Origin of the sequence: Bacterioplanes sanyensis, from assembly GCF_002237535.1 — a bacterium.
In the GTDB taxonomy this organism is placed as follows: Bacteria; Pseudomonadota; Gammaproteobacteria; order Pseudomonadales; family Oceanobacteraceae; genus Bacterioplanes; species Bacterioplanes sanyensis_A.
Map to the genome: position 1 here is coordinate 2,570,023 of NZ_CP022530.1, position 25,795 is coordinate 2,595,817.

A 25,795-nucleotide genomic window follows, 5' to 3' on the forward strand; every position below is an offset into this window, starting at 1 on the left:
TATCCTTATTTGAGTTCGGCAGAGGTTTTGCCCAGCAGGCGCCGCGCGACGATCAATTGTTGGATCTGCTGCGTGCCTTCAAAAATATCCAGAATCTTCGAATCGCGTGCCCATTTCTCCAGCAGTTCGTCCTCGCTGTAGCCCACGCTGCCGAGCAGCTCGACGCAGCCTAGGGTGATGGCATTGGCCGCGCGTCCAGCTTTTGCTTTGGCCATGGAAGCCTCTTTCGAGTTGGGTTGGCCATTGTCAGCCATCCAAGCAGCTTTCAGCGTGAGCAATCGCGCCGCTTCCCAATCAGCCTCGTAGCGATACAGTTGAGTGACAACGCTGTGACTGGTTTTCAGCGGTTGTTTGTAGTCCGCTTGAATGCCGTAGTTCGCCAGTATCTCGCGGCAACGATCAAGCGCCGCGCGCGCCACGCCCACGGCCATGGCGGCAACCACTGGACGCGTATTGTCGAAGGTTTGCATCACCCCGGCGAAGCCCTGGTCAACGTTCACTTCCGCTGAACCGAGTAGATTACTGGCCGGCACGCGACAGTCAGTGAAGGTGATGGCTGCGGTGTCCGAGGCTTTGATGCCCAGTTTCTTCTCCAATCGCACCACGTCCATGCCCGGAGTGCCTTTCTCCACCACAAAGGATTTGATTGCCGCGCGCCCGAGTGAGCGGTCGACGCTGGCCCAAACCACCACCGCATCGGCGCGCTCACCTGAGGTCACGTAGATCTTCTCACCGTTGATGATGTAATCATCGCCGTCGCGTTGTGCCGTGGTGCGAATGGCGGCGGAGTCTGAGCCGGCCCCCGGTTCGGTGATCGCCATGGCGGCCCAGCAATGGCCAAAACGCTGCAGTTGCTCGTCGTTGGCGACGGCGGCGATGGCGGCGTTACCTAAGCCTTGGCGCGGCAGGGTGAGTGCTAGGCCAACATCGCCCCAGCACAACTCTTGCAGCCCCAGTACTGTGGTCATATTGGCGCCGTTGTGCACGCCCTCATGGTTGCGTCGCTGCTGTTTCAGTTGCCCAGCGCCGGCGCTCTGGCCTTGACCGCTTTCCGCTGCCGCGTGATTCATGCCATCCATGATTGCTGCCAGCATGTCCAGCTCGACCGGGTAGGCGTGTTCGGCACGATCATATTTGCGCGATATCGGCCGAAACACGTTTTCTGCGACTTGTCGCGCTTGATGGATTAGCGGCCGCAGCTTTTTCGGAGTTTCTAAATGAATCATATGGGCTCCTTACAGATGTAGGCCGCTGGATAGGCAAGATAGGGCACGCATATCGCGGTACCAACGCTCGGCTGGATGCTCCTTGGTAAAGCCATGGCCGCCCAGTAGCTGCACGGCTTGCGTGCCGATCTCCATGGCTTTGTCGGCGCACAGAACATGGGCCAGATACGCTTCACGATGAAAACTCATACCGGGATCGGCGCGTGCCGCTGCGCGCCAGGTCAGCAGCCGCATGGACTCCAGTTCGATGCCGATGTTGGCAATGGCAAAGGCGACGGACTGTCGATGGCTGATGGGTTCACCAAACGCTTCGCGTTCGTTGCAATAGGGGATTAAATAGTCCAGCGCCGCTTGGGCGCAGCCCGTGGCTAAGGCGCACCAATGTAGCTGTCCAAGGTCGATGAAGGCGCGATAGTCAAACGCTTGCCCGCGCCCGAGCAGACAATCGTTGCCGACTTCCACCTTATTGAGCGTCAGTTGACCGCTTGCGCTGCAGCGCAAACCCATGGCCGGTGTTGCTTGGTGGCTGAGTCCTGGGCTGTCAGCGGCGACAATAAACACTCTAGGTTTGCCATTGAGCATGGCGGCGACCAAGTAGAAGCTGGCTTGCCCGGCAAAGGGCACCATGGTTTTTACGCCCGTCAGTCGGTATCCGCGGCGCGTTTTTTTGGCTTTGCAGCTCAAACGCTGCGGATCAAACAAGGGATGCGCCTCCTGCACGGCAATGGCGGCTTTTATCGGCTCAGGTTGTTGCCACAGCGGAAACCACTGTGCCATTTGCTCGCTGCTGCCCCACTGACGCAAGGCACTGGCAACCGCGGCTGGCGCCAACAAGCTGTATGCCAACGACAGGTCGCCCCACGCCAGAGCTTCGGTCAACAATACGCTGGTGGTGATGCCGTCGCCTTGATCACTGCGTGCACCGCCAAAAGATTCCGGTATGGCCAGCTGGCTGATGCCAAGATCCTGGCATTGCTGCCACAGCTCAGGACTGATGTGCCGATCCTCATCTGCGCTGAGCGCCGCCGGTCGCAGCAGATCTTGTGCCACAGCACGCATGCTGTCGTGAATCATTTGCTGCTCGTCGCTCAGTGTCAGATCAAACAGCGCACGTGAGTCCGGTGCCGCCAGGCGCGGCGTCTGTTGCTTGGCGCTGCGCTTGGCCAGCCATTGGCCCGCCCATTTGAAACCTTGTTTGGTTGAGTGATACGCCAGTTTTTCGGCCGGTTTGCGCAGACCATACTTCTCTGCCCACTCGCTGCCAGCAAAACGGCTGGCCATATTTAGCCCCAAGCCTTGAATGTCTCTTGCCATGCTGAGCCTATTGCGGTTGTTGTTATTTGCCGCCAGTGTCGCAGCTGTATCACAATGCTTCATTGGCACTGGTGTCGGACGGTAGTGGCGGCTGTGTCAGTGGCGTATCGCAATTTGAGTGGGTCGTTTACACTTAGCTCGACCGGCAAGAGGTAGTCTGCGTGCATAATCGGGCCTTTACCCTGATCGAATTGATAGTGGTGTTAGTTGTGCTGGCGGTGTTGGCTGCGTTTGCGCTGCCGCGCTTTGCCGATCTGCAGCGTCAGTCCAGAATCGAAACGTTAAACGGTGTTGCTGGCGCCATGCGCTCCACCATTGCTGTGGTGCAGAGCAAGGCGCGTGTGCAAGGTTTGTCGCCTTCGGCGTCGAACCCGGTGTCGGGCGGCAATCAAACTGGCTATTTGGTGGAAACCGAAGCCGGAGTGTCAGAGGTGGACTGGCGTAACTTATGTCCAGAAAGCCAAGCAGAGCTGGCCGATACTCTGGCCATGCCAGATCACATTGGCTTGGCGCTCAGTGGTGGGTTACAGCAGCAGGTGACCAATCAGAGCACCTGGGTCGGCTACGATTTAACGACTTGTGTTGTCATCTACGACTCGTTCGCTTGCACGGTCACTGTGGTCGATGCTGGCTGTTGATTCCTCGCCTCTGTTTGGATGTTTTTATTCACGTATCCATTGCTAAGCGCACTCGGACGTATGCTGAGAGCCGCTAACTGGTGTTAGCAGGCCTAGTAAGGTCAGTCGATTGCGCTAATAGGCGGATTCGATTTGGGTCATGTGCTGGCTGTCGTTATTATGACGGCACTGACAAGATAGGAATCAGCTTCATGTTAACCCTTCTTTCCCCGGCAAAGACGCTGGACTTCGAAACGCCGCCGACCACGAAGCAGGCGTCGCAGCCGCGTTTTTTGTCGGAATCTGCCGAACTGGTGGACGAGCTTAAACAGCTGTCACCAGACGACATCGCCAGTCTGATGAAACTTAGCCCCAAGTTGGCCGAGCTCAATGCCCAGCGCTTTGCCGATTGGCGCGTGCCCTTTACTGCTGATAACGCCAAGGCTGCCATGCTGGCGTTTAAAGGCGATGTCTACACCGGCCTGGAAGCAGAACGCTTTGACGAACATGAGCTGACCTTTGCGCAGCAGCACCTGCGGATGCTTAGTGGTCTTTATGGTGTGCTGCGACCGCTGGATTTGATGCAGCCGTATCGCTTGGAAATGGGGACTAAGTTTGCCAACCGACGAGGGAAAGATCTGTATCAGTTCTGGGGCGACCGGCTTACTGAATCGTTGAATGACGAGTTGGCGCAACATGACAACGCCGCCGTGGTGAATTTGGCCTCTAATGAGTACTTTAAAGCGGTCAATAAAAAAGCCCTAGCGGCGCCACTGGTGACGCCAGTATTTAAAGACGAAAAAAACGGCCAGTTTAAAATCATCAGTTTTTACGCCAAAAAAGCACGCGGCATGATGGCCGCTTATATTGTGCGCAATGGCATCGATGAGTTACAGCCGTTGAAGCAGTTCGACACAGCGGGCTATCGCTACAGTGAAGAGGACAGTGGTGAACATGAGTGGGTATTTAAGCGCTATGAAAAGGACATTCCAGCCTAAGCGGTTGCTGCGGGCGAAGTTAGCAGCGCTGCTGGCGGCTGCGGCTTTGAGTGGCTGTGTGCTGTCGCCGCAGACCATCGAACTCAATCAAAGTGTGGCTTTGTCGCCCGGTCAATCGCCTAATCGCGATGCCCTAGTGCGGGTGGTTGATCAGCGTTCGAAGTCACCGGATTGGATCGGCCACCGCGGCGGCCGTGCGCCTGAGAATTCTCCTTTGTTGGTCAGCGAGTCGTTGGATACTTTATTGACTCGCCGCTTACAAGACTCGTTGCGTCAGTTGGGTTTTGGCCAAGGTCCTGAGCCTGCTTTAAAGGTGCAAATGGACATCGATACGTTTATGTACCAATGCAACGAAGGGGTGATCGTCAATCAGTGTGGGTTGGAAATTGAACTGATGGTGACGGTGATTAAAGAGCAAGGACGTTTTAGCAAGCCTTACCGTATTCGCCAATCGCGGGAGCTGGCGGTGTCGCCGGTGCAGGAATACAACCAAACTTGGGTCAATGAGGCGCTCGATTCACTGTGGCAGCATATGTTCAGTGACAGCGAGTTGCGTCGGGCCTTGGGCGTGTAAATCGCGCCCGTTTTCTTGTTAGCGGTTTTACCGTGTCCTAGCTTCTCGCCTTAAATGACCTTTACGCGAGTTATTCTACTCGCGCTTTTCAAACAGAAGCGCTTTTCAAACAGAAGCTGTGTTAGTTAACGGGATCTCCGTCCAAATCGGCCGCCGTTTTGATCGGTATGATCTTAATAATGGCGCCCAACAGCGGGTGGTCGATGTAGTGCCACTCGCCTGAGCGCATGCGCCGAGTTTGCTGAACATGCGCGGCGCGCACTGGCACTAGTGATGATGCAATACTGGCCAGGCTGCGCTGATAACGCTCTGCGGCCAAGTCGTGTAACGGTACAGGGCTGGTATTGAATGACGGCGTTAACAGCGATGGCTGACGGCGATAATGCTGCACCACCAAGTCGGTGGTGAAATGCAGGTAACGGCTGAGATGGATGGTGAAGGTGCCGCGGATGTCCATGCTGGCGTCGCCTTGTCCTTCCACATAAAGGTTGAGCGGGTGCTGAATGGCGCTGCCTTCTTCCTGTACCGGCTCAATCCACGCTTGGTGAAATACCAACTGCATATCGTCGCGCCAGCGTACGCGCGCTGCCGGATCCACCAGCTCCAAAACCGACTGTTGCGACAGCGACGGCGGCCAGTCGGCGGTGGCGACAGAATCGATACCAAAACGCGCCAGCAAGGCGCTGTTGGCGTATTGGTCGGCGACAGGTTCAAGCCACCAATCGACCTGCGCCGGGTCATCCGTCAGAGCCAGTGGCGCGGGTGCGTCGATGGCCACAGGCCATTGCTCAGAGCCATCGCTGTCCGGTTGGTTATAAGCGACCAGCATCAGCTCGATGCGATACCAAGGTGCGGCTTGAGAAGTCGCGGGCAATAAGATAGCCAGTAGCAGGGCTAAGGAAGTGAGCCAATTCACGCGTTAGGGTCCTTTTGTAACTCAGTCAGCACCTGATCGATGACATTAAAGCGGGCGTCGATACTGCTCATGTTAAAAAAGAAACGCAAGCTGTGGCCGCCTTCCAATTTGAAACGCTGTGGCTGAGTTTGCACTAATCGCACCAATACAAACGGATCCACCTGGGTGTCGCCGGCAAACTCAATGCGACCGGCGTCGTTGCCAGCGTCTAATTTGCTAATGCCTAGCGGTTGCAGCTTGAGTTTAAGGCTGGTTTGGCGGAACAAATTCTTGACCGCATCCGGTAGTAGACCAAAGCGATCGATCATCTCAATTTGCAGCTCTTTTAACTCGGTGTCGTCCTGGGCGCTGGCGATGCGCTTGTACAGGGTCAAGCGGCCGTTGACGTCGGGCAGGTAATCTTCCGGAATCAGTGCCTGCAGATGCAAGTTCACTTCGGCGCCGCTGTTCAGGCTGAGGTCGGCCGATGGCGTTTTGCCCGATTTCATTGCTTTGACGGCTTGCTCTAACATTTCCATATATAAGGTAAAGCCGATGGTTTCGATCTGGCCACTTTGCTCTTCGCCCAATAGCTCACCGGCTCCACGAATTTCCAAGTCATGGGTTGCCAGCATAAAGCCAGCTCCCAGATCTTGAGCGGCACTGATGGCGTCTAAGCGCTTTTCTGCATCTGTGGTGAGCTTTTTATCTGGCGTTAATAAATAGGCATAGGCTTGGTGGTGGGAGCGGCCCACTCGGCCACGCAATTGATGTAATTGCGCCAGGCCAAATTTATCCGCGCGCTCAATAATGATGGTGTTGGCGGAAGGAACGTCGATGCCAGTTTCGATGATGGTAGTGCACACCAGTACGTTAAAGCGTTTGTGGTAAAAGTCGCTCATCACGCTTTCTAGTTCACGCTCGGACATTTGCCCATGGGCCACGCCCACGCGTGCCTCTGGAATGGCTTCGCTCAATTCGCGCGCGGTTTTATCAATGCTTTTGACTTCGTTGTGCAGATAGTACACCTGACCACCACGCAATATCTCCCGCAAAATGGCTTCTTTAATGGTCGGGCCATCGTGCTGGCGCACAAAAGTTTTAACGCTTAAACGCTTGGCTGGCGGTGTGGCGATAATGGATAAATCGCGAATCGACGCCATCGACATATTCAACGTACGCGGAATAGGCGTAGCGGTTAGGGTCAAGATATCGACCTCCGCGCGCAGGGATTTAATGCGCTCTTTTTGCTGCACGCCAAAGCGGTGCTCTTCATCAATGATCAACAGACCTAGGTGGTCAAATTTGACATCTTTTTGCAGTAATTTATGGGTGCCGACGACAATGTCGGTTTTGCCTTCCAGCATGCGATCGAGGGCTGCTTGGGTGTCTTTAGCCGATTTAAAGCGCGACAACACATCGACCTTGACTGGCCACTCGGCAAAGCGATCAACAAAGTTTTCATAGTGCTGCTGAGCCAGTAGGGTGGTTGGCACTAGTACCGCGACCTGTTTGCCACTTTGCACGGCCATAAAGGCAGCGCGCATGGCGACTTCGGTTTTGCCAAAGCCAACGTCACCACACACCAAGCGATCCATTGGGCGGGCTGAGCACATATCGTTAATGACGGCTTCAATGGCTGTCGCTTGATCTGGGGTTTCTTCAAATGGAAAACCGGCGGCAAAGCGTTGGTAATCCTGATCCGGGGCGTCAAAAGCAAACCCTTTGCGTGCTTCACGGCGGGCATAAATATCCAACAGCTCGGCGGCGGTATCGCGAATTTTTTCTGCCGCTTTGCGTTTTGCCTGGGCCCACTTTTCACTGCCCAGTTTATTCAGTGGCGCCTGGCTGCCGTCGCCGCCGCCATAACGAGAAATTAAGTGCAGTGATGACACTGGCACATATAAGTTGGCACCGCCGGAATACTCGAGCTTTAGAAACTCATTGACCTCACCGCCGGCATCTAAGGTTTCTAGTCCGAGGTAGCGACCAACGCCATGGTCCAGATGCACCACGGGAGTACCAGGTTGCAGTTCGGACAGATCGCGCACGATCATCTCTGAATCGCTGCGCTGCTTTTGCCGACGTCGACGTTGCTGAATGCGCTGGCCAAACAGCTGGTTTTCGGTCAGCAGCACCAGTGGTGGCGTTCCGTCAATGACGACGCTGTGCTCCAGCGGCGCAATCACAACACCGAGGGACGCTGGGCTGCTGGCGGCCTGTTGCCAGTTTTCAAATTCGTCGGGTATCAGCTTGGCACGGCGCAACACGTCCTTGAGCGCCTCGCGACGGCCAGCCGATTCGACACAAAACCGCACTCGCCTGGGCTGCTCTTGCAGCCAGTTAAGCAAGCGCTGTAGCGGTTGCTCTAAGCGGCTGTCGGTGCTGACATCGGCCAGCGGTTGGGTGGCAAACGCTGTGGCGCCCGCTCGTTCAGGCAATTGCTGCTGATGCCATTGAATGCGTGGGTGCTGATTGAGCTGGGTGAATAGCTGATCGGTGGCCAAAAACAATTCCGCTGGTGGCAGAATCGGGCGCTGAATATCGTAGCGGCGGCTTTCATAGCGCTGCTCCACTTCCTGGCGAAACTGCTGTGCGGCGGTTTCCAGCTCGGCGTCGTGAATGATCAATGTTTTAGCTGGCAAATGATCAAACAAACTGCCCAATGGGTCGGCAAAAAACAGCGGCAAATAGTACTCCACGCCGGGAGGTGCGATGCCGTTAGCAATGTCGGTAAAGACGCTGGTGGATTTTGGGTCTTGTTCAAAAAAATCAAACCAGCGGCTTTTGAAAATACGCAGTGCGGTTTTGTCGAGAGGAAACTCTCGCGCTGGCAAAATACGAATGCTGTCGACTTTATCTATGGTGCGCTGACTGTCCGGATCGAAGTTGCGCAGGCTGTCGATTTCGTCGTCAAACAGCTCAATACGAAACGGCTGGCTTTGCCCCATCGGGAAGATATCCATGATGGCACCGCGCACGGCGTATTCACCGTGTTCGTAGACCGTATCAACGGCGTGGTAGCCGGCGGCTTCCAGCTGTAAGCGGGTATTGTCGACGTTAAAGTGGGCGCCGACATCGAGGGCAAAACTCTGGCCCTGGTAAAAGCTGGCGGGCGGCAAACGATGCAATAGGGTGCTGACAGGCAAGATTAAAACGCCGGTGCGAGTATCCTGCAGCTGTGCCAGGGTCGCCAGGCGCTGCGAAATAATGTCCTGATGCGGCGAAAACACATCGTAGGGCAGGATTTCCCAGTCGGGAAAGTGCAGTACTGGCAAGTGAGCGGCAAAGAAGCGCAGCTCATCTTCCAGTCGCATGGCGCTGCTGGTGTCTGTGCTGATCACCAGCGTCAGGCCATTATGCTGGCTGGCGGCTTCGGCAATGGCCAGCGCTTGGCTGGCGCCCTCTAACTTGCCCCAAAAGCGGCGCTCGCCGGCACGGCTTGGAAGTTCTGGCTGCAATAACAGGGGTTGGTTGGCAGACACCACGTGCGCTGGCTCCTTCGCATTCAGTCATTAATTACGGCGGCGCCCAGTGTACCGAAAGGCCCAGCACACCGGTAGCAACCCGATGGTCAGAATGCGGCAACACACAATTGTTAATCCCCGATGACACGGGCATAATGTGCGCCCCAAATTTGCCAATTTATGTTTCTAATCGGAAGGTGTGCCGTGAGCCAAGACATGCGTGAAGCTTGTTTAAAAGATTGGATGGAGCGTGAGTCCATCGCTGAGTCCATGATTCCTCTGATTGGTGGTTTGTACCGCCAAAACAACGTGGTCACTGCCCTGTACGGTCGCCCGGTGATCAACCGCTCAGTGATCGAGCTGATCAAAGCGCACCGCTTTGTTCGCCACATGGAAAACGAAGAACTGTCGGTACACGACACCTATCCGGTGCTGAAGGCCATGAGCGAGTTGAACATCGCCCGTGCTCACGTTGATATCGGTAAGTTGGCGGTGAAATTCCGCAAAGAAGGCGAAGGCCGCGACGTAAAAGACTTTGTCGCTGACGAGCTGCAAGCCATCATCGGTCAGTCACCAGCCGAAGGCGAAGATCGTGATGTGGTGCTGTACGGCTTTGGCCGTATTGGTCGCCTGTTAGCGCGCATTCTGGTTGAGAAGTCGGGCGGTGACAATGGTCTGCGCCTGCGTGCCATCGTCGTGCGTCGTGGTAAAGGCGACGACTTGGTTAAGCGTGCCAGCTTGCTGCGTCGTGATTCCGTGCATGGCACTTTCCGCGGCACTTTGAGCATTGATGAAGAGAACGAAGCGATTATCGCTAACGGTAACTACATCAAGGTGATCTACGCCAACAACCCAGCGGACATCGATTACACCCAGTACGGCATTAACAATGCGCTGGTGATTGATAACACTGGCGTATGGCGCGATGAAGACGGCCTGGGCCAGCACTTGCAAGCCAAAGGCACTGCACGCGTATTACTGACGGCGCCGGGCAAAGGCGACCTGAAGAACATCGTGTATGGCATCAACAATGGTGACATCGACAGCGCTGACAAGATCCTGTCGGCCGCGTCTTGTACCACCAACGCCATCACGCCTGTACTGAAGGTGATGAACGATGCTTATGGCATTAATAGCGGTCACGTTGAAACCGTTCACTCCTACACCAACGACCAAAACCTGATCGACAATTACCACAAGGGTGATCGTCGTGGTCGCAGTGCGCCGTTAAACATGGTGATCACCGAAACAGGCGCAGCCAAAGCCGTTGCTAAGGCGCTGCCTGAGTTGAAAGGCAAGCTGACCGGCAACGCCATTCGTGTGCCAACGCCAAATGTGTCGATGGCGATCTTGTCGTTGAACCTGAGCAAGGAAGTCAGCGTTGAGGAAGTGAACGACTTCCTGCGTGAGCAGTCGTTGCACTCTGAGCTGCAAAAGCAAATTGACTGGGTCAACTCACCAGAAGTGGTGTCGACTGACTTCGTCGGCAACAGCCATGCGGGCATCGTTGATGCTCAGGCCACCATCGTGAATGGCCAGCACGTGAACCTGTACGTTTGGTATGACAACGAGTACGGCTACAGCCGCCAAGTGGTGCGCATTGCGCAGCAAGTATGTGGCGTCAACTACGCGACATACCCGGCTCGCTAAGAGCGCCTGACAAAAAAGCCGTTGCCTGTGCAGCGGCTTTTTTTTGTCTAAGCTTCGGACAGTTTTTGAATCAGGTGGCATACGCCAAATGTGTTAGGCCGAAGGCCGGTTCCGCGGTGGATTCTTGGCACTGCCATCTTTATAATTAGCGCGATTTTTAACTTGGGAAATGAGTCCAAGTGCTTGTTTCCAGTGCAAAAACACGGTTTTTATCGTGACGTACCGCGAACTTCCTGAAACAGGGGGAGTCTGCTGTGCGCTTTTTTTGTACGTGGGAGGCACGCATCTTGAGGCAATTGTGATTAGGCGAGGCATATGATCAACATCAAGAAAGGTCTCGACTTGCCCATCACCGGTAGTCCTGAACAAGCCATTTATGATGGACCCGCCATCAGCGAAGTTGCTGTGGTTGGCCCGGATTACGTCGGAATGAAACCGACGATGGAAGTTCAGGTCGGTGATCGAGTCAAGAAAGGCCAGGTGTTATTCACCGATAAAAAAACAGAAGGTGTGCAGTACACAGCACCCGCGAGCGGCGTGATCCAAGCCGTTAACCGCGGAGAGCGCAGACGCTTTTTGTCTGTCGTGATTGGCTGTGAGGGTGATGAAGAAATCACCTTTGAAAGCTACAGCGCAGAGCAGCTAGACACGCTGAGTGCCGAGCAGGTGGTCGACAACCTGGTGAAATCCGGTGCTTGGACGGCGCTGCGCACGCGCCCGTTCTCCCGTGTTCCAGCGATCGACAGCCGCCCACAGGCGATTTTCGTCAATGCCATGGATACCAATCCATTGGCGGCGGATCCTGCGGTGGTGATTGCCGAGCAGCAACAAGCGTTTAAGCACGGTTTGACCTTGCTGAAAAAGCTGACCGACGGCGCGCTGTACGTGTGTAAGGCACCGGGCGCAGATATTCCGAACGCCGGTGTTGAGCAAACGGAAGAGTTTGCTGGCCCTCACCCAGCCGGTCTACCGGGTACGCACATTCACTTTTTGCACCCGGTGAACGAAAACCGCATCGTCTGGACCGTGGGTTACCAGGATGTGATCGCCATTGGCCACCTGTTTACCTCAGGCAAAATATACAGCCAGCGCGTGGTCGCTTTGGCTGGCCCACAGGTGAAAAAGCCACGCTTGTTGCGTGTGCCGTTTGGTGCCAGTTTGGAGCAACTGACAGCCGGTGAGCTGGAAGAGGGTGAGAACCGCATTATTTCCGGTTCTGTCTTCGGTGGTCGCACAGCCGCAGGTGCTGAAGCTTTCTTGGGTCGTTTCCACGATCAGGTCGCGGTGCTGCGCGAAGGTCGTGACCGTCCGATGTTCCACTATTTCCGCGCCGGTAATGAACGCTTCTCGGTCATGCCGATCTACATCTCTAAGCTGATGAACAAATTGTTCCCATTCAGTACCAGCACCAACGGCAGTGAGCGTGCCATGGTACCTGTGGGTGCGTACGAACGAATCATGCCGCTGGATATGTTGCCGACTCAGTTGCTGCGTGCACTGATTGTTGAGGATATGGAAACCGCAATTGCACTGGGTGCGCTGGAGCTGGATGAAGAAGATCTGGCCCTGTGCAGCTTTGTATGCCCAGGCAAGTACGAATACGGCCCAATCCTGCGCAGAAATCTAACTCGAATTGAGGCGGAGGGTTGATCATGGGACTTCGAGCAACATTCGATAAAATGGCACCGCACTTTGAAAAAGGCGGTAAGTACGAAAAACTGTATCCATTGTACGAAGCAGTGGATACCGGTCTGTACCACCCACCCAATGTGACCAACAACACAGCCCATGTGCGTGACGGCATCGACCTGAAACGCATCATGATTACTGTGTGGGTGTGTACCTTCCCAGCCATGTTCTTTGGCATGTACAACATCGGTTTGCAGGCTAATGAAGCCATTGCGGCCGGTGCCGGTACTGCGATTGAAGGCTGGCGTGAAATGCTGATCGCTCTGTTGGGCGGTGGCGGGCATAACCCGGCCAGTTTCTGGGATAACTTTGCCTTTGGTGCGGCTTACTTTCTGCCAGTCTACGCCGTGACGTTCGCGGTGGGCGGCTTCTGGGAAGTGCTGTTTGCCGTGGTGCGTAAGCACGAAGTGAACGAAGGCTTCTTTGTCACCTCTATCCTGTTTGCACTGATTCTGCCGCCCAGCATTCCGCTGTGGCAAGTGGCGCTCGGCATTAGCTTTGGTGTGGTGATTGGTAAGGAAATCTTTGGCGGTACCGGCAAAAACTTCCTCAACCCAGCGCTGACCGGGCGTGCCTTCCTGTTCTTTGCATACCCAGCGGATTTGTCGGGTAACTCAGTATGGACTGCGGTAGATGGTTTCTCTGGTGCAACGCCTCTGAGCAATGCTCAAGAAGGTGGAGTGCAGGCGATCCTCGACGGTGGTGTGACTTGGTTTGATGCCTTCTTTGGCACCATTCAAGGCTCTATGGGTGAAACCAGCACCTTGGCCATTTTGCTGGCGGGTGTGGTGCTGTTGACCATGGGCATTGCCAGCTGGCGCATCGTGTTGGGTGTGTTTGTCGGCATGGTGGCGACCACTTGGCTGTTCAATGCCATTGGCTCGGACACCAATGCGCTGTTTGCGCTGCCTTGGTACTGGCACTTGGTGCTGGGTGGATTTGCCTTTGGCATGATCTTTATGGCCACTGATCCTGTGTCGGCGTCGATGACCAATACCGGCAAGTTCTACTTTGGTGCCCTGATTGGCTTAATGGTGGTGATGATTCGGGTGGCGAACCCGGCGTATCCGGAAGGCATGATGCTGGCGATCTTGTTTGCCAACCTCTTTGCCCCATTGATCGACCACTTTGTGGTGCAATCCAACGTCAAGCGGAGGATCGCTCGTGTCAGCTAACAACGATAGCATCCAAAAAACTCTGATCGTGGCTGTGTTGCTGTGTTTGGTGTGCTCGGTCATTGTTGCCAGTGCCGCCGTATCACTGAAGCCACTGCAGCAGGCCAACAAAACCGAGGATATGAAAAAGAATATCCTCGCTGCCGCGGGCCTGTTAGACGACAGTCTGAGCATCACCGAGCAGTTTAAACAGGTAACGACGCGCATCGTTAACCTGGAAGAAGGCCGCTTTGCCAATGATGCTGAAATCGAAGAAATCAAGCAGCTGATGGGTCTGACCGATATCAGCAAGTTTGATCAGCGCAAGGCATCGCAGATGCCAGAGCTGTCGAGCAAGCTGGCTGGCAGTGAAGACCCTGCCAGTATTAAGCGCCGCTCCAAGTTTGCGTCCGTTTATATGGTTGAGCGCGGAGACAGTTTAGAGAAACTGATCTTGCCAGTGCATGGCTATGGCCTGTGGTCGACTTTGTACGGCTTCATTGCCTTGAAGGGTGACTTGGAAACTGTTGAAGGACTGGGTTTCTACTCACATGGTGAAACTCCTGGATTGGGTGGTGAGGTTGACAATCCATTATGGAAGGGTAAATGGGTTGGTAAGCAGTTGTATAACGAGCAGGGCCAGCTAGCCATTGAAGTGGTCAAAGGTGAGGCACCGCAAGGCTCTGAGCACAAGGTTGATGGCCTAAGTGGTGCCACTTTAACCAGTCGTGGTGTTAATAACCTGGTACGTTACTGGGTCGGCGAGCAAGCCTTTGGCAAGCTGCTTCATCAAATGAAATCACAGGGGGCTTAAGGTGTCTGAGATCAAAAATGTTCTGACCGAACCCTTATTTAATAAAAACCCGATTGCCCTGCAGATCCTGGGTATCTGTTCGGCGTTGGCGGTGACCACCAGCTTGCAAGTGACGTTGGTGATGTGTTTGGCAGTGATTGCGGTAACGTCGTTTTCTAACGTCGGCGTGTCGCTGATTCGCAACCATATCCCGAACAACATTCGGATTATTGTGCAGATGATCATCATCGCCTCGTTGGTGATTGTGGTCGATCAGATCCTTAAAGCCTATGCCTACGAGATCAGTAAGCAGCTGTCGGTATTTGTGGGTTTGATCATCACCAACTGCATCGTGATGGGCCGTGCTGAAGCCTTTGCCATGAAAAACGGCCCAGTGCTGAGCTTCTTTGATGGTGTCGGTAACGGCTTGGGATACTCCGTCGTATTGATTGTGGTGGCGACTGTGCGCGAGTTGTTTGGCGCTGGAACGCTGCTCGGTTACGAGATCATGCCACTGATTACAAGTGGTGGCTGGTATCAATCTAACGGTTTGCTGCTGTTGCCACCGTCCGCGTTCTTCATCATCGGTCTGTTCATCTGGGCATTGCGCAGCTGGAAGAAAGATCAGGTGGAAGAGCCAGACTTTAAAATTCTGCCTAACACTGAACACTCAGGGGGACACTAATGGAACATTTCCTCAGCCTGTTCGTTAAGGCGGTTTTTGTTGAAAACATGGCGCTGGCCTTCTTCTTGGGGATGTGTACCTTCCTGGCCATCTCGAAGAAGATTCAAACTGCCATCGGCCTTGGTATTGCGGTGATTCTGGTACTGGCCATCACGGTACCGGTGAACAACCTGATTTATACCGGTCTCTTGAAAGAAGGCGCGATGACCTGGATTAGCGACGACTTCGCCACTGTCGATCTGAGCTTTTTGGGCTTGTTGACCTACATCGGCGTGATCGCAGCCATGGTACAGATTCTGGAAATGGTACTGGATAAGTACGTTCCTGCTCTGTACAACGCATTGGGCGTATTCTTGCCACTGATCACCGTGAACTGCGCCATCATGGGTGCGTCTTTGTTCATGGTCGAGCGTGATTACAACCTCGGTGAAAGTGTGGTGTATGGCGTTGGTGCTGGCCTCGGCTGGGCGTTGGCGATTGCCTCACTGGCAGGTATCCGCGAAAAAATGAAGTACAGCGATGTACCCGCTGGCCTGCAGGGCTTGGGCATTACCTTTATGACGGTAGGCCTGATGTCTCTCGGCTTCATGTCTTTCTCTGGCGTATCACTGTAAGGAGTTAGGTAATGGATATCGAGATTATCTTAGGCGTCGTGATGTTCACCGTGATCGTATTGTCACTGGTGGCCGTCATTTTGAGTGCCCGTGCCAAGCTGGTGAGTTCAGGTAATGTAAAAATCCTGATCAACGGTGAGCGTGAGATCGAAACCGAAGCCGGTGGCAAGCTGCTGGGGACCCTAGCAGCCAATGGTGTATTCCTGTCGTCCGCGTGTGGTGGTGGTGGTACCTGTGCGCAGTGTAAGTGTCGCATCACCGAAGGTGGCGGCTCGATGCTGCCAACGGAAGAGTCGCACTTTACCAAGGGGGAGGCCCGCGAAGGCTGGCGCTTGTCGTGTCAGGCTCCGGTGAAGCAGGACATGCACGTTGAAGTACCAGAGGAAGTCTTTGGTGTTAAGAAATGGGAAACCACTGTGGTATCGAACCCGAACGTGGCGACCTTCATCAAAGAGCTGACTCTGAAGCTGCCTGACGGCGAAAACGTTGACTTCCGCGCCGGTGGTTATGTACAGCTGGAATGCCCAGCGTACGAAATCAACTTCTCGGACTTCGACATTCAGGAAGAGTACCGTGGTGACTGGGAACGTTTCGGCTTCTTTGACCTGAAAGCGGTGAACAAAGAAGACGTAATTCGCGCCTACTCGATGGCGAACTACCCAGAAGAGAAGGGCGTGGTGAAGTTCAATATTCGTATTGCGACGCCGCCTCCAGGCTCTAAGGACATTCCGCCGGGCATCATGTCGTCTTACGTCTTCAACCTGAAGCCAGGCGACAAAGTCACGGTGTACGGCCCATTCGGTGAGTTCTTCGCCAAAGACACTGACGCAGAAATGGTCTTTGTGGGCGGTGGTGCTGGTATGGCGCCAATGCGTTCTCACATCTTTGACCAGCTCAAGCGTCTGAAGTCGAAGCGTAAGATCAGCTTCTGGTACGGTGCTCGTTCATTGCGCGAGTTGTTCTACCAAGACGAGTACGACATGCTCGCCGCGGAAAATGACAACTTCCAATGGCATGTGGCCATGTCTGACCCGCAGCCTGAAGACAACTGGACTGGTCTGACCGGCTTTATTCACAATGTATTGTACGAGCAGTACCTGAAGGACCATCCGGCACCCGAGGATTGTGAGTTCTACATGTGTGGACCGCCGATCATGAACCAATCGGTTATCCAGATGTTGGAAAATATGGGCGTTGAGCCTGAAAACATCATGCTGGATGACTTTGGCGGTTAAGCCATAGAAAAAGCCCGGTTTTAACCGGGCTTTTTTGTGCCTGCAGTTATCTTTTCCACTTGGGCACAGGTCAGTTAAAACGCCGCAGATCAAGGCAACGCTCGATTTGCCGCTGTCATGGCGGTACCGCCCATGGAGGCTGGCCCGGCTATCCGCTATCATTGTGCGATTGCATTCTCCCTGAGATCTTCTATGTCTGAACAACATACTTTCGATAATGCGCCGATCAACTGGGTGCCGGCCATTATGTTCTCCGTGACTGCACTGGTCGCGCTGACGGTGGTGCCTTGGTATGGCTTTAGCTATGGCTATAGCCTGGCAGCGATTGTCGCTTACATAGTGCTGACATCACTGACCGAGCTGGCGATTACCGCAGGGTATCACCGCTTGTGGGCGCACAACGCCTACGAAGCACATTGGAGTGTGCGCCTACTGTTTGCTTTGTTCGGCGCCATGGCGTTGCAGAACACCATCTTGCACTGGAGTTCTGGTCATCGCGTCCATCACCGCCATGTCGATGAGGTGGACTTGGACCCGTACTCAGCAAAGCGTGGGCTGTGGTTTTCCCACATGGGTTGGATGCTGCGTCATTACCCCAGCGGTGAGGTGAACTTTGACAATGTGAAGAACCTGACCAAAGACCCCATCGTCATGTGGCAGTACAAGTATTATGTGCCTATTGCTGTGGCCATGAACGTTGTTATCCCCATCGGCTTGGGCCTAGTGTTCTCAGATTTATGGGGCATGATTTTGTTGGCCGGTTTCCTGCGTATCGTGACCACTCATCACTTCACCTTCTTTATTAACTCCATCGCCCACAAATGGGGTTCACAACCGTACACCGATGAAAATACCGCGCGCGATAACCACTTTTTTGCCTTTTTGACGTTTGGCGAGGGATATCACAACTACCACCATATTTTCCAAAATGACTATCGCAATGGCATTAAATGGTGGCAGTGGGACCCAACCAAGTGGCTGATTAAAGGCTGCGCCATGGTTGGGTTGGCGCGTAATCTGCGGGTGGTGCCGGACTTTAAAATCCAGCGCGCACGTTTGGATATGCAGTTTAAACGCGCACAGGAAAAACTGGCGGCCAGCGCCAATCGTGAACAATGGTCGGTGTTGCTGGAAAAAGAATACGAGCAGTTCAAAGCCATGCTGGCTGAATGGAAGGAGCTGCAAGCCGGTCGTTACGAGCAAACCCGACGTAATTTTCAAGGTCGTTGGCAAGGCCGCTGGGAAAAAGCCGCATTGCGTACTCGCTATCAAGAGCTGGAGTATTCCCTAAAAATGCAGCAAAAGCGCCTGAAAATTATGATGGCGCAATTCGCACCAAGTTAATGCCATAAAGCCCCCACTGGGGGCTTTATTGTTTAGGGCTGGGTACTTATCTGGCCGAGCCACTGCGGGCGCGTTAGTATGTGCGCAGATTAACGACGAGGTTTGCTATGGCTAACATTGTGATTACAGGCGCCAACCGTGGTATTGGTTTGGCGCTGGCTCAACAACTCGCCGCACGCGGTGATCGCATCACCGCCATCTGTCGCGATAGCAGCGATGAACTGGAACAGGTGTGCGATCAGATCATCACCGGCATTGATGTGACCGACGAAGCCAGCCTTGCCGGTTTGGCGACGGTTTTGACGGAGATGCTCGACGGCAGCGTCGATGTGCTGATCAATAATGCCGGTGTGTTTCACAATGAATCACTGACTCAGTGGGATGCGGATTCGGTTCGACAACAGTTTGAAGTGAACAGTTTGGCACCGATTGCATTGACGGTGCAGTTAAAGCCTCTACTCAGCCAAGGCAGCAAAGTGATCAATATCACCAGCCGTATGGGGTCGATCAGCGACAACACCTCGGGACAGTATTATGGTTATCGGGCGTCAAAGGCGGCCTTGAATGCCATGAGTAAAAGTCTGGCGCTGGATTTACACGCTGAAGGCATCGCAGTCGCTGTTTTGCATCCTGGCTTTGTGCAAACGCGCATGGTTGGCTTTAATGGCGACGTTACACCAGAGCAATCTGCTGAGGGTCTCATTGCTCGCATCGACGGACTGACGTTGGAAAATACGGGTTCGTTCTGGCACGCCAGCGGCGACCTTTTACCCTGGTAACTATTAGGAAAACACATGACATCACGTAAACCTCGTATTGAGAAAAAACTACACACTCGCTACCAGGCCGATTTCTTATTTGAATGCAGCCAAGACCCTAGCTGGGCTGACAAATTGCAAAAGCTGGAAGATGGGCAAGCACTGGAAAGTGCGGTGGAAGGGGTGCCTGAGGATTTCACCGCGCAGTTTCCGGAAACGGAATCACTGCTACTGAATTACTGCATAGAGCGCGTTGAGCTGGCCGATGTGCCACGCAACGCTGCCTGCTGGTGGCAACTAGAGGAAGGAACACAATTCTTTTTGTGTTACCCGGCGCAATTCCCGCAAGCCGCTTTGTACTTGGCGGTGGATTTTGACGACCATTGATCGCCTAACAGCAGCATAAAAAACGGCCTCTAAGAGGCCGTTTTTTATTGGCTCAATCCAGTACTTCAAATGTTAGGCCTGCATGCTCTGTCAGGCGTTCAATAAAGCGCTCATCAAAGATGGATGCCGGTGTCCAGAAACCACCATCCTTGCCGACTTTTTCTTTGTCTTTATGGTAATCCAATGCCAAGGCCGCCGCCGCTTGGCCCAGCATTTTACCGGTTGAGCCATAGCCTGGGTCGCGATCGCCGGTGACTTTGGTGGTGATGGTATTGCCGTTCGCATCGGTGCCTTGGAAGCGAATATCGAAAAATCCGTTTAGCTGATCTTCTGGACTCGGTCCTTCACCGGGTTTGGGTAACACGGTTTTTTCCAATAACCAGCGACTCGGTTTGATGGCGGCGCCCGCCATAAAGGCCGCTAAACCAGCAACAATGGCGCCCGCCATTATTCGTCCTTTTCCTCCGCGGCCAGTTAACATGGCCTCGTCATAGACAAAATCCGCGCCGTAGGCATTTTCGCGCAATGCATTACTGCGATGCACAATGCGGGTGTTGATGGCTGCCATGATAAAGGGCGTCGACCAGGCGTTAAAATCACGGTCAAACTGCGCGCCTTTTTGATTGGGTTGGCGCGCGCTAAAGCCGTGTCCTGCAGGGCATAGTGCAAACGGGTTGGCCAGTTGTTTGCGCAGACCGGGATCGGCCACGGCTTCTTTGGTTAAGTTGACAATACTGGCAACGGTCCCGCCGGACATTCCGCCTTTCGCGGCTTTAACACGCATTTTTACTCGTTTTGCGCTTTGGCCGAATTGTTGCTGCGCTTGCTGCTGTAAGTGGTAAACCCCCATGTCTGAGGGAATCGAGTCAAAACCACAGCAATGGACAATGCGTGCACCGGAGGCGACTGCCTGATCCTGATAGCGATCAATCATGGCGCGAATCCATTGTGGCTCGCCGGTCAAGTCGCAGTAGTCGGTACCTGTGGCAGCACAAGTTTTTACCAGTGTTTCACCGTACAGGGCATAGGGGCCAACGGTGGAGACGACCACGCGAGTGTTGTTGCACAATTGTTGTAAGGCTGTCTCGTCGCTGGCATCGGCCACGATGATTGGAAGGTGTTTGGCATCGTCGCCGAGTTCTTGCAGCAGGCTGCCGCGAAGCGCTTGCAACTTACGTTCAGAGCGGCCAGCAATGGCCCAAGTTAACTCGCCATTTAAGCCAAACTGTTGCGCCAGGTAGTGACTCAGTATCTGACCAACAAAACTGGTGGCCCCAAATACCACCAGATCATATTGCGCTGCCATAATATCCCTCGACCTATGCTGAAATGTGGGCCACAAGTTAGCAGCCTTTGGCACATGAGATAAGGGTCATTTGCGCAATTGTCGACGGCGTTTACTCGACTTAATTATCCGTTTTTTAACAGGCAAGTATGGAAACCAAACATTTAGAAACCTTTGTCGCCGTCATGGAAACAGGCTCTTTGTCTGCGGCGGCCAGGCGCTTGGGGCGAGGACAACCGCAACTGAGTCAATGGATGGCTGAACTAGAGGCCGATACCGGTCTTGAGTTGTTTCAGCGTACTGGCAATCGTGCGATTCCAACCGAGCAAGCCAAGCAGTGGTTGCCTTGGGCCAGACAAGCCTGGCAGCAGTTGCAAGCGATCCAGCGGCGCACACAAGCGCTGGCTGCTCAGCAACTGTGGACGCTGTCGATTGGGGTGGAGGAGTGCATTCCGGCCAGCATGCTGACACCGGCACTGATCGAATGGCAACACCAATGGCCGCAGCGCCAGTTAGACGTGTGTCAGTACTCGCACCGAGCATTGGTCGAGGCGTTGCAACAACAACAGCTGCAGCTGGCCGTGGCGTTCGAACATCAGGATCATATTCACCAAATTAGTTATCAGCGTGTCGGCCGCATCGACGAAGGCTATATCGCCAGCCCAGCATGGCTGCAGTCGTTGTCGCCGATGCCGAACGAAGCCGAGCTGTGCCAACAACGAGAGCTGGTTTGGGTCAGTCACGCCACTGAGCTCGACCAGCCAGATGAGGGCATGAACGATAATGCTTGGCTGTTGGATGATTTGGCCCTGGTAAAGCAGCTGTTGCTCAACGGGCAGGGATACGCGGTGTTGCCGCTACAGGCGGTAATGCAAGAAATCGAGCAACACAGTTTGCAGGTGTTTTATCCCAGCTTTGAGCCCGACAGCATTACTCGTCGTTTGCAACTGTTGTGGCCAACCGGGTTTGAGGACTATGCAGAAATGGCATCGCTGCTGCGCTGTGTGCGCAGCTGCATGCCAGGTCGAGATTAACACCAATGTTTTCTACAGCACCGACACATTGAGTGTCGGTTGAGTGAGCAGCGCTGCTAGATGCAGAGTTAATAGTCCGGATGTTGGTAGCGCACAACGCCGTTCATCATGGTCATTAATACCTGCGTGTGTTTAATCTGTGACGGATCAATGCGCAACGGATTGCGGTCAATAACGATTAGGTCCGCCAGTTTTCCCACCTCTAAGGTACCGGTGCGCTGCTCGCTGCGCATTAAATAGGCGGCATCGCGCGTGTACGCCGCCAGTGCTTGCTCGACACTGATGCTTTGCTCGCCGCGATTGACGACATTATGAATGCCAATAAATGGGTTCAAACTGCTGACGGTCCAATCGCTGCTCAGCACCACATGGGCACCACTGTCGACCAAGTCTTTTAGGCGATACGCGGTGTCAATGCGCTGGCCAATGTAAGGTATTTGCCAGTGAAAGTTTTGCGGCAAGGTAAAGTCTCCTGCCACTTGCATGTCGGCAATGACACCCAACTGAGCAAAGCGTGGCAGGTCTTGATCGTCGATCATCTCCACATGAGTGAGTCGATGCCTGCGCTGTGCGTTGGCATTAGCCTCAATGGCATTGAGTGCTTCATGAATACCGCGATCACCAATGCTGTGTATGTGAAAATCGAACCCTGTCTGTTGCAGCGCAGCAATGTAGTTGGCCAATCTGGCTTGGGTAAAATAATTCACCCCTGTGGCCGGGACGCCATCCAAGCTGTAATCGTATGGGGCTTTCAGTGCTGCGGTGGTGTTGTGGATGATGCCATCGCTGTAAATTTTGATCTGGTTGATTTGCAATAATCGTTCTGGGTCGTAACGAAACTGGCGCTTTAAATATTCCAATTGAATACCGTCGGCCATCAGCGGGTAGGCCCATAATCCGAGGTTAACGCGCGTGGTTAAGGTTTGATCTTGCTCCGCTTGTTGCCACACGTCGAGCCAGCCGCGCTGCCAATAAACACGGGCATCGGCAATGGCGGTGATGCCATGCCGTGACATTTCTTCCATCGCCCACATCAAACCGTCGTAGTACAAGTCGAAGCTGTCGTCGGTGGGCTTGTACGCCTGATCAAAGGCTGCTTCGGCCGCAGTCTCCAGCAATATGCCGTTGGCACGCCCTTGTGGATCTCGCAGGATAATGCCGCCCGCTGGGTTATCCGATCTGTCATCAAAACCCAGCTCCGCCAGTGCTTTCGAGTTAACCCAGGCGGAATGAGAGCTTTGCTCCATGACCACCACTGGGCGGTCGCTGATCCATTGGTCCAGCAAGGCTCTGGGATTCTCATGCTCCAATAACCAATGCAGTTCATGGCCGTAGGCCGTGAGCCAGTGGCTACCAGTTTGGCGTTGGCGGCAATCCAGTAAGGGTTGGCGAATGTCTGCCAGCGTATCGCCTTGCAGCCAGCAGTTGCCGCCGACCTCGGCTCCGGCTTCAAGAGCGTGGACATGGCTGTCGTGTATGCCAGGCATCAGGGTCAGACCCTCTAGGTCGATGACGTTGATGTCTGCACCGTATTGCTGCTGTGCTTGCGCTAGGGTGCCGATGTAATCAATACGATTGTCGCGTACCACCAGGGTGTCTGCACCAGTAGCTGTCGGCGCGTCTGTTGCCATGGTAATCAGCTCGGCATTGGTAAACACAGTGATGCCCTGAGCTGCAGAGCTGGGGCTGGAGGAACTGGCTTGGCAGCCTAACAGTGCCATACTGGCGAGTAACAAGGTGGTGGGTTTCATAATGACCTCGGCGTTTTTGGCCAGCTTAGGTCAGGCAGAGAATCGCCCAAAATGAGTGGCTATCCAGATTTTTGAGAGTGCGCCAGCCTGCGTAGTTTCCCGCACGTAGTGTACTGGCTAGTGTAGCTGCGTCTGGGCCGCTAGAGTGTGCCCTAAAGACGATAACCTATGGGTATGTTGAAGGTGTGTGACTGGAGCAAGCATGAGTAATTACATCAGTTGGATGGACTGGGCGGCGCTGGCTTGGTTTTTGGTGTGTTGGATTGCCTATTCACTGTTTGCTAAACGTCGCGCTAAAAATACCGCATCGCTGTCGTCGGTGCTGCATGTTCATCGGATCAACTGGATGCGGCGCTTGTTAGTGCGAGAATTGCGGGTCAGCGACGCCGCATTGCTGTCGAACCTGGAACGCAACGTCACCTTTTTCGCGTCGTCTTGTGTGCTGGTGCTGGCCGGTTTGCTGACCGCGTTGTCCGTCGCTGAGCAAATTCACGATGTGATTGCCGATATCTATTTTGCCGCCGACAGCTCGATTCTATTGGTCGAGCTGAAAATCTTATTATTAATTGGCATTTTTATTTATGCCTTTTTCACCTTTACTTGGTCGATGCGCCAGTTTGGTTTTGCCTCGGTATTAGTCGGGGCAGCACCTGCGCCGGATGATGACAGCGTGACCGCAAATGAGCGGCGCAATTTCGCCATTTATGCGGCAAAAGTGATCGACCAAGCCAGTCACAGTTATAACTACGGATTGCGAGCGTTTTATTATTCACTGGCCGCTGTGAGTTGGTTCTTAGGGCCTTGGTATTTTATCGCCGCTGCCACCGCGGTGGTGGGTGTCTTGTTCCAACGCGAGTTCCGCTCGGCGTCATTAAAAGCGTTGAAGCAAGTCGAAAATGTCGGGGAGCGCTTGTTCCATGATGACAAAGACCTGTATCGCCGCTCGCTGAAAAAGCCCGACGATCCGGCGGTTTAAAGCTGCGCATCGGGCGGAAAAAACTCGTGTTTAGCTGTCCGCGTCGCGATTGATAACCAGCCCAGGGCCTGTTAACACTATTTCGATCACGCTGTTATGAGCTGAAAACCCTTCAATCAAGGCGCGAAGATGGATGTTTAACGAGTTAAATGAAGGATGAGCAACACAGATTGAAGGGTTTTCAGTCATACCCCGAAGGGCTGGCGTCTGTTTTTTCCCTGAGTCGCGTTATTCTTTGCTTGTTTAACCCACCAAACCACACTCCTCATGCCTTACTCAAGAAAAAACAGACATCCAGCAGCAAAGACCTAAATAGTGTTAACAGGCCCTAGCAACTACTTATCTGCATAACTGAGTTACACTCGAGCGAACTCTTGTCAGTGTGGAAAAACGATGGATGCAATGAACGTGGTGGCGGCGGCCGTGGTGGCTGGGTTGGTATGGTATGGCTGGAGCAATGCCAAAAAGAAAGGCCAGAGCTGGCAAGCCAATCGACAGCAAGGCGAGGATTATTGGCAACAGCAACGCCAACGTGATGAGGTGACAGAAGTCGGCGATGGCGTCCTGCTAGAGTATTTACAGCGTGGCCAAGGCTCGCACTCTCCGACGCTGAACCAGACCATTCTTGTGCACTACACCGGCACCTTGGTGGACGGCACGGTATTCGATTGTTCGCGTCAACGGAATGAGCCGCTGCAGCTGAGTCTGAACCAAGTCATCGCCGGCTGGCAGCAAGGGCTCACGCAACTGGTTGAGGGCGATCGCGTTCGGTTGGTGGTGCCTCAGCAGTTGGCTTATGGCCGTCGCCAGGCTGGCAAAATCTTGCCTTATTCAACGCTGATTTTTGACATTGAACTGCTGAAGGTAGGCTAGGGCCTGTGAACGCTGTTTCGATCACGCTGTTATGAGCTGAACAGCCCTTAATCAAGGCGCGAAGAGTGATGTTCAACGCGTTAAATTAAGGATCCGCAACACAGTTTGAGGGCTTTTCGGCCATACCCCGAAGGGCTGGCGTCTGTTTTTCCCTTAGTCGCGTTATTCGTTGCTTATTTAAACCGTTAAACAACGCTCTTTATGCCTTACCCAAGGAAAACTGACTACCAGCAGCAAAGAGCTAACTAGCGTTAACAGGCCCTAATAAGCTTTGTGCTATTCAGTCGGTTTTGTTCTAAAAAACCGACTTTGCTTGTCGTTAGATCGGCCAATGCGCTAATTCTATTACATTCAAAACCATGCTCGCCCAGTGAATAACAAAGCCCACACTGGTGCCACTGGTTTATCGGTTCAATACAGCAGGCTCTTAAATCTGGTGCGGCCACAAGCCATCTACCAGGTGTTAGCAATCGGCC

Annotated in this window: 22 protein-coding genes; 16 read left to right on the forward strand and 6 right to left on the reverse strand. The window is 53.9% G+C overall.

Going from position 1 to position 25,795, the window contains the following annotated elements; all coding sequences use genetic code 11:
• Positions 1–5: 5 nt before the first annotated feature.
• Positions 6–1,226: an acyl-CoA dehydrogenase family protein gene (locus CHH28_RS11965; RefSeq protein ID WP_199243896.1), complete on the reverse strand. Its 1,221-nt coding sequence runs from the start codon at positions 1,224–1,226 to the stop codon at positions 6–8.
• A gap of 9 nt (positions 1,227–1,235) precedes the next feature.
• On the reverse strand, positions 1,236–2,540 hold the full coding sequence (locus CHH28_RS11970; protein ID WP_094060527.1) for an acyl-CoA dehydrogenase family protein: 1,305 nt from the start codon (positions 2,538–2,540) through the stop codon (positions 1,236–1,238).
• 161 nt (positions 2,541–2,701) lie between these two features.
• On the opposite strand from CHH28_RS11970, the gene CHH28_RS11975 reads away from it, so the two are divergent.
• The 3 genes from CHH28_RS11975 to CHH28_RS11985 all read left to right on the forward strand — a co-directional run bounded on the left by CHH28_RS11975 (position 2,702) and on the right by CHH28_RS11985 (position 4,729).
• Positions 2,702–3,178, forward strand: coding sequence for a prepilin-type N-terminal cleavage/methylation domain-containing protein (locus tag CHH28_RS11975; RefSeq protein WP_094060528.1), 477 nt, complete (start codon positions 2,702–2,704; stop codon positions 3,176–3,178).
• A 191-nt stretch (positions 3,179–3,369) separates the two neighbouring features.
• Positions 3,370–4,155 carry a peroxide stress protein YaaA gene (gene yaaA, locus CHH28_RS11980; protein WP_094060529.1) on the forward strand — a complete coding sequence of 262 codons (786 nt, stop codon included), beginning with the start codon at positions 3,370–3,372 and terminating at the stop codon, positions 4,153–4,155.
• Entirely contained in the window at positions 4,133–4,729 is a 597-nt protein-coding gene (locus CHH28_RS11985; RefSeq protein ID WP_157729893.1) for a YajG family lipoprotein, read from the forward strand. Before yaaA ends, CHH28_RS11985 begins: the two co-directional genes overlap by 23 nt.
• 121 nt (positions 4,730–4,850) lie before the next feature.
• Here the strand turns inward: CHH28_RS11985 and CHH28_RS11990 are convergent, their stop codons facing one another.
• On the reverse strand, positions 4,851–5,645 hold the full coding sequence (locus CHH28_RS11990; RefSeq protein WP_094060531.1) for a CsiV family protein: 795 nt from the start codon (positions 5,643–5,645) through the stop codon (positions 4,851–4,853).
• Positions 5,642–9,112, reverse strand: coding sequence for a transcription-repair coupling factor (gene mfd, locus CHH28_RS11995; protein ID WP_233243619.1), 3,471 nt, complete (start codon positions 9,110–9,112; stop codon positions 5,642–5,644). The genes CHH28_RS11990 and mfd overlap by 4 nt, the downstream gene beginning before the upstream one ends.
• Before the next feature lie 183 nt (positions 9,113–9,295).
• On the opposite strand from mfd, the gene CHH28_RS12000 reads away from it, so the two are divergent.
• The 10 genes from CHH28_RS12000 (at position 9,296) to CHH28_RS12045 (ending at position 19,400) form a co-directional block, all read left to right on the forward strand.
• Positions 9,296–10,741, forward strand: a complete 1,446-nt coding sequence (locus tag CHH28_RS12000) for a glyceraldehyde-3-phosphate dehydrogenase (protein WP_233243620.1) — start codon at positions 9,296–9,298, stop codon at positions 10,739–10,741.
• Positions 10,742–11,056: 315 nt separating this feature from the next.
• On the forward strand, positions 11,057–12,391 hold the full coding sequence (locus tag CHH28_RS12005) for a Na(+)-translocating NADH-quinone reductase subunit A (RefSeq protein WP_094060532.1): 1,335 nt from the start codon (positions 11,057–11,059) through the stop codon (positions 12,389–12,391).
• Positions 12,392–12,393: 2 nt separating this feature from the next.
• Complete coding sequence (locus tag CHH28_RS12010) at positions 12,394–13,605, forward strand: NADH:ubiquinone reductase (Na(+)-transporting) subunit B (protein ID WP_094060533.1); 1,212 nt, start codon at positions 12,394–12,396, stop codon at positions 13,603–13,605.
• Positions 13,595–14,398: a Na(+)-translocating NADH-quinone reductase subunit C gene (locus CHH28_RS12015; RefSeq protein WP_094060534.1), complete on the forward strand. Its 804-nt coding sequence runs from the start codon at positions 13,595–13,597 to the stop codon at positions 14,396–14,398. The genes CHH28_RS12010 and CHH28_RS12015 overlap by 11 nt, the downstream gene beginning before the upstream one ends.
• 1 nt (position 14,399) lies before the next feature.
• Positions 14,400–15,062 (forward strand): NADH:ubiquinone reductase (Na(+)-transporting) subunit D, encoded by a 663-nt coding sequence (locus CHH28_RS12020; RefSeq protein ID WP_094060535.1) that lies wholly within the window; start codon positions 14,400–14,402, stop codon positions 15,060–15,062.
• Positions 15,062–15,676, forward strand: coding sequence for an NADH:ubiquinone reductase (Na(+)-transporting) subunit E (gene nqrE / locus CHH28_RS12025; protein ID WP_094060536.1), 615 nt, complete (start codon positions 15,062–15,064; stop codon positions 15,674–15,676). Before CHH28_RS12020 ends, nqrE begins: the two co-directional genes overlap by 1 nt.
• 11 nt (positions 15,677–15,687) lie before the next feature.
• Positions 15,688–16,911, forward strand: a complete 1,224-nt coding sequence (gene nqrF / locus CHH28_RS12030; RefSeq protein WP_094060537.1) for an NADH:ubiquinone reductase (Na(+)-transporting) subunit F — start codon at positions 15,688–15,690, stop codon at positions 16,909–16,911.
• Positions 16,912–17,103: 192 nt separating this feature from the next.
• Positions 17,104–18,255 (forward strand): acyl-CoA desaturase, encoded by a 1,152-nt coding sequence (locus CHH28_RS12035; protein WP_094060538.1) that lies wholly within the window; start codon positions 17,104–17,106, stop codon positions 18,253–18,255.
• A 107-nt stretch (positions 18,256–18,362) separates the two neighbouring features.
• Positions 18,363–19,034 carry an SDR family oxidoreductase gene (locus CHH28_RS12040; RefSeq protein ID WP_094060539.1) on the forward strand — a complete coding sequence of 224 codons (672 nt, stop codon included), beginning with the start codon at positions 18,363–18,365 and terminating at the stop codon, positions 19,032–19,034.
• A 15-nt stretch (positions 19,035–19,049) separates the two neighbouring features.
• Positions 19,050–19,400: a hypothetical protein gene (locus tag CHH28_RS12045; RefSeq protein ID WP_094060540.1), complete on the forward strand. Its 351-nt coding sequence runs from the start codon at positions 19,050–19,052 to the stop codon at positions 19,398–19,400.
• Positions 19,401–19,452: 52 nt separating this feature from the next.
• On the opposite strand, the gene CHH28_RS12050 is transcribed toward CHH28_RS12045, so the two are convergent.
• Positions 19,453–20,706 carry a saccharopine dehydrogenase family protein gene (locus CHH28_RS12050; RefSeq protein WP_094060541.1) on the reverse strand — a complete coding sequence of 418 codons (1,254 nt, stop codon included), beginning with the start codon at positions 20,704–20,706 and terminating at the stop codon, positions 19,453–19,455.
• A 128-nt stretch (positions 20,707–20,834) separates the two neighbouring features.
• On the opposite strand from CHH28_RS12050, the gene CHH28_RS12055 reads away from it, so the two are divergent.
• Positions 20,835–21,719 carry a LysR family transcriptional regulator gene (locus CHH28_RS12055; RefSeq protein ID WP_094060542.1) on the forward strand — a complete coding sequence of 295 codons (885 nt, stop codon included), beginning with the start codon at positions 20,835–20,837 and terminating at the stop codon, positions 21,717–21,719.
• 68 nt (positions 21,720–21,787) lie between these two features.
• Here CHH28_RS12055 and CHH28_RS12060 read toward each other — a convergent pair whose 3' ends face one another.
• A complete protein-coding gene (locus CHH28_RS12060; protein WP_199243897.1) occupies positions 21,788–23,470 on the reverse strand; it encodes an amidohydrolase in 1,683 nt (560 codons plus the stop codon).
• A 202-nt stretch (positions 23,471–23,672) separates the two neighbouring features.
• Here CHH28_RS12060 and CHH28_RS12065 point away from each other — a divergent pair, with 202 nt between their 5' ends.
• Both CHH28_RS12065 and CHH28_RS12070 read left to right on the forward strand, forming a co-directional pair.
• Positions 23,673–24,446, forward strand: coding sequence for a DUF599 domain-containing protein (locus tag CHH28_RS12065; protein WP_199243898.1), 774 nt, complete (start codon positions 23,673–23,675; stop codon positions 24,444–24,446).
• A 393-nt stretch (positions 24,447–24,839) separates the two neighbouring features.
• Positions 24,840–25,319, forward strand: coding sequence for an FKBP-type peptidyl-prolyl cis-trans isomerase (locus CHH28_RS12070; protein WP_094060543.1), 480 nt, complete (start codon positions 24,840–24,842; stop codon positions 25,317–25,319).
• Positions 25,320–25,795: the final 476 nt, after the last annotated feature.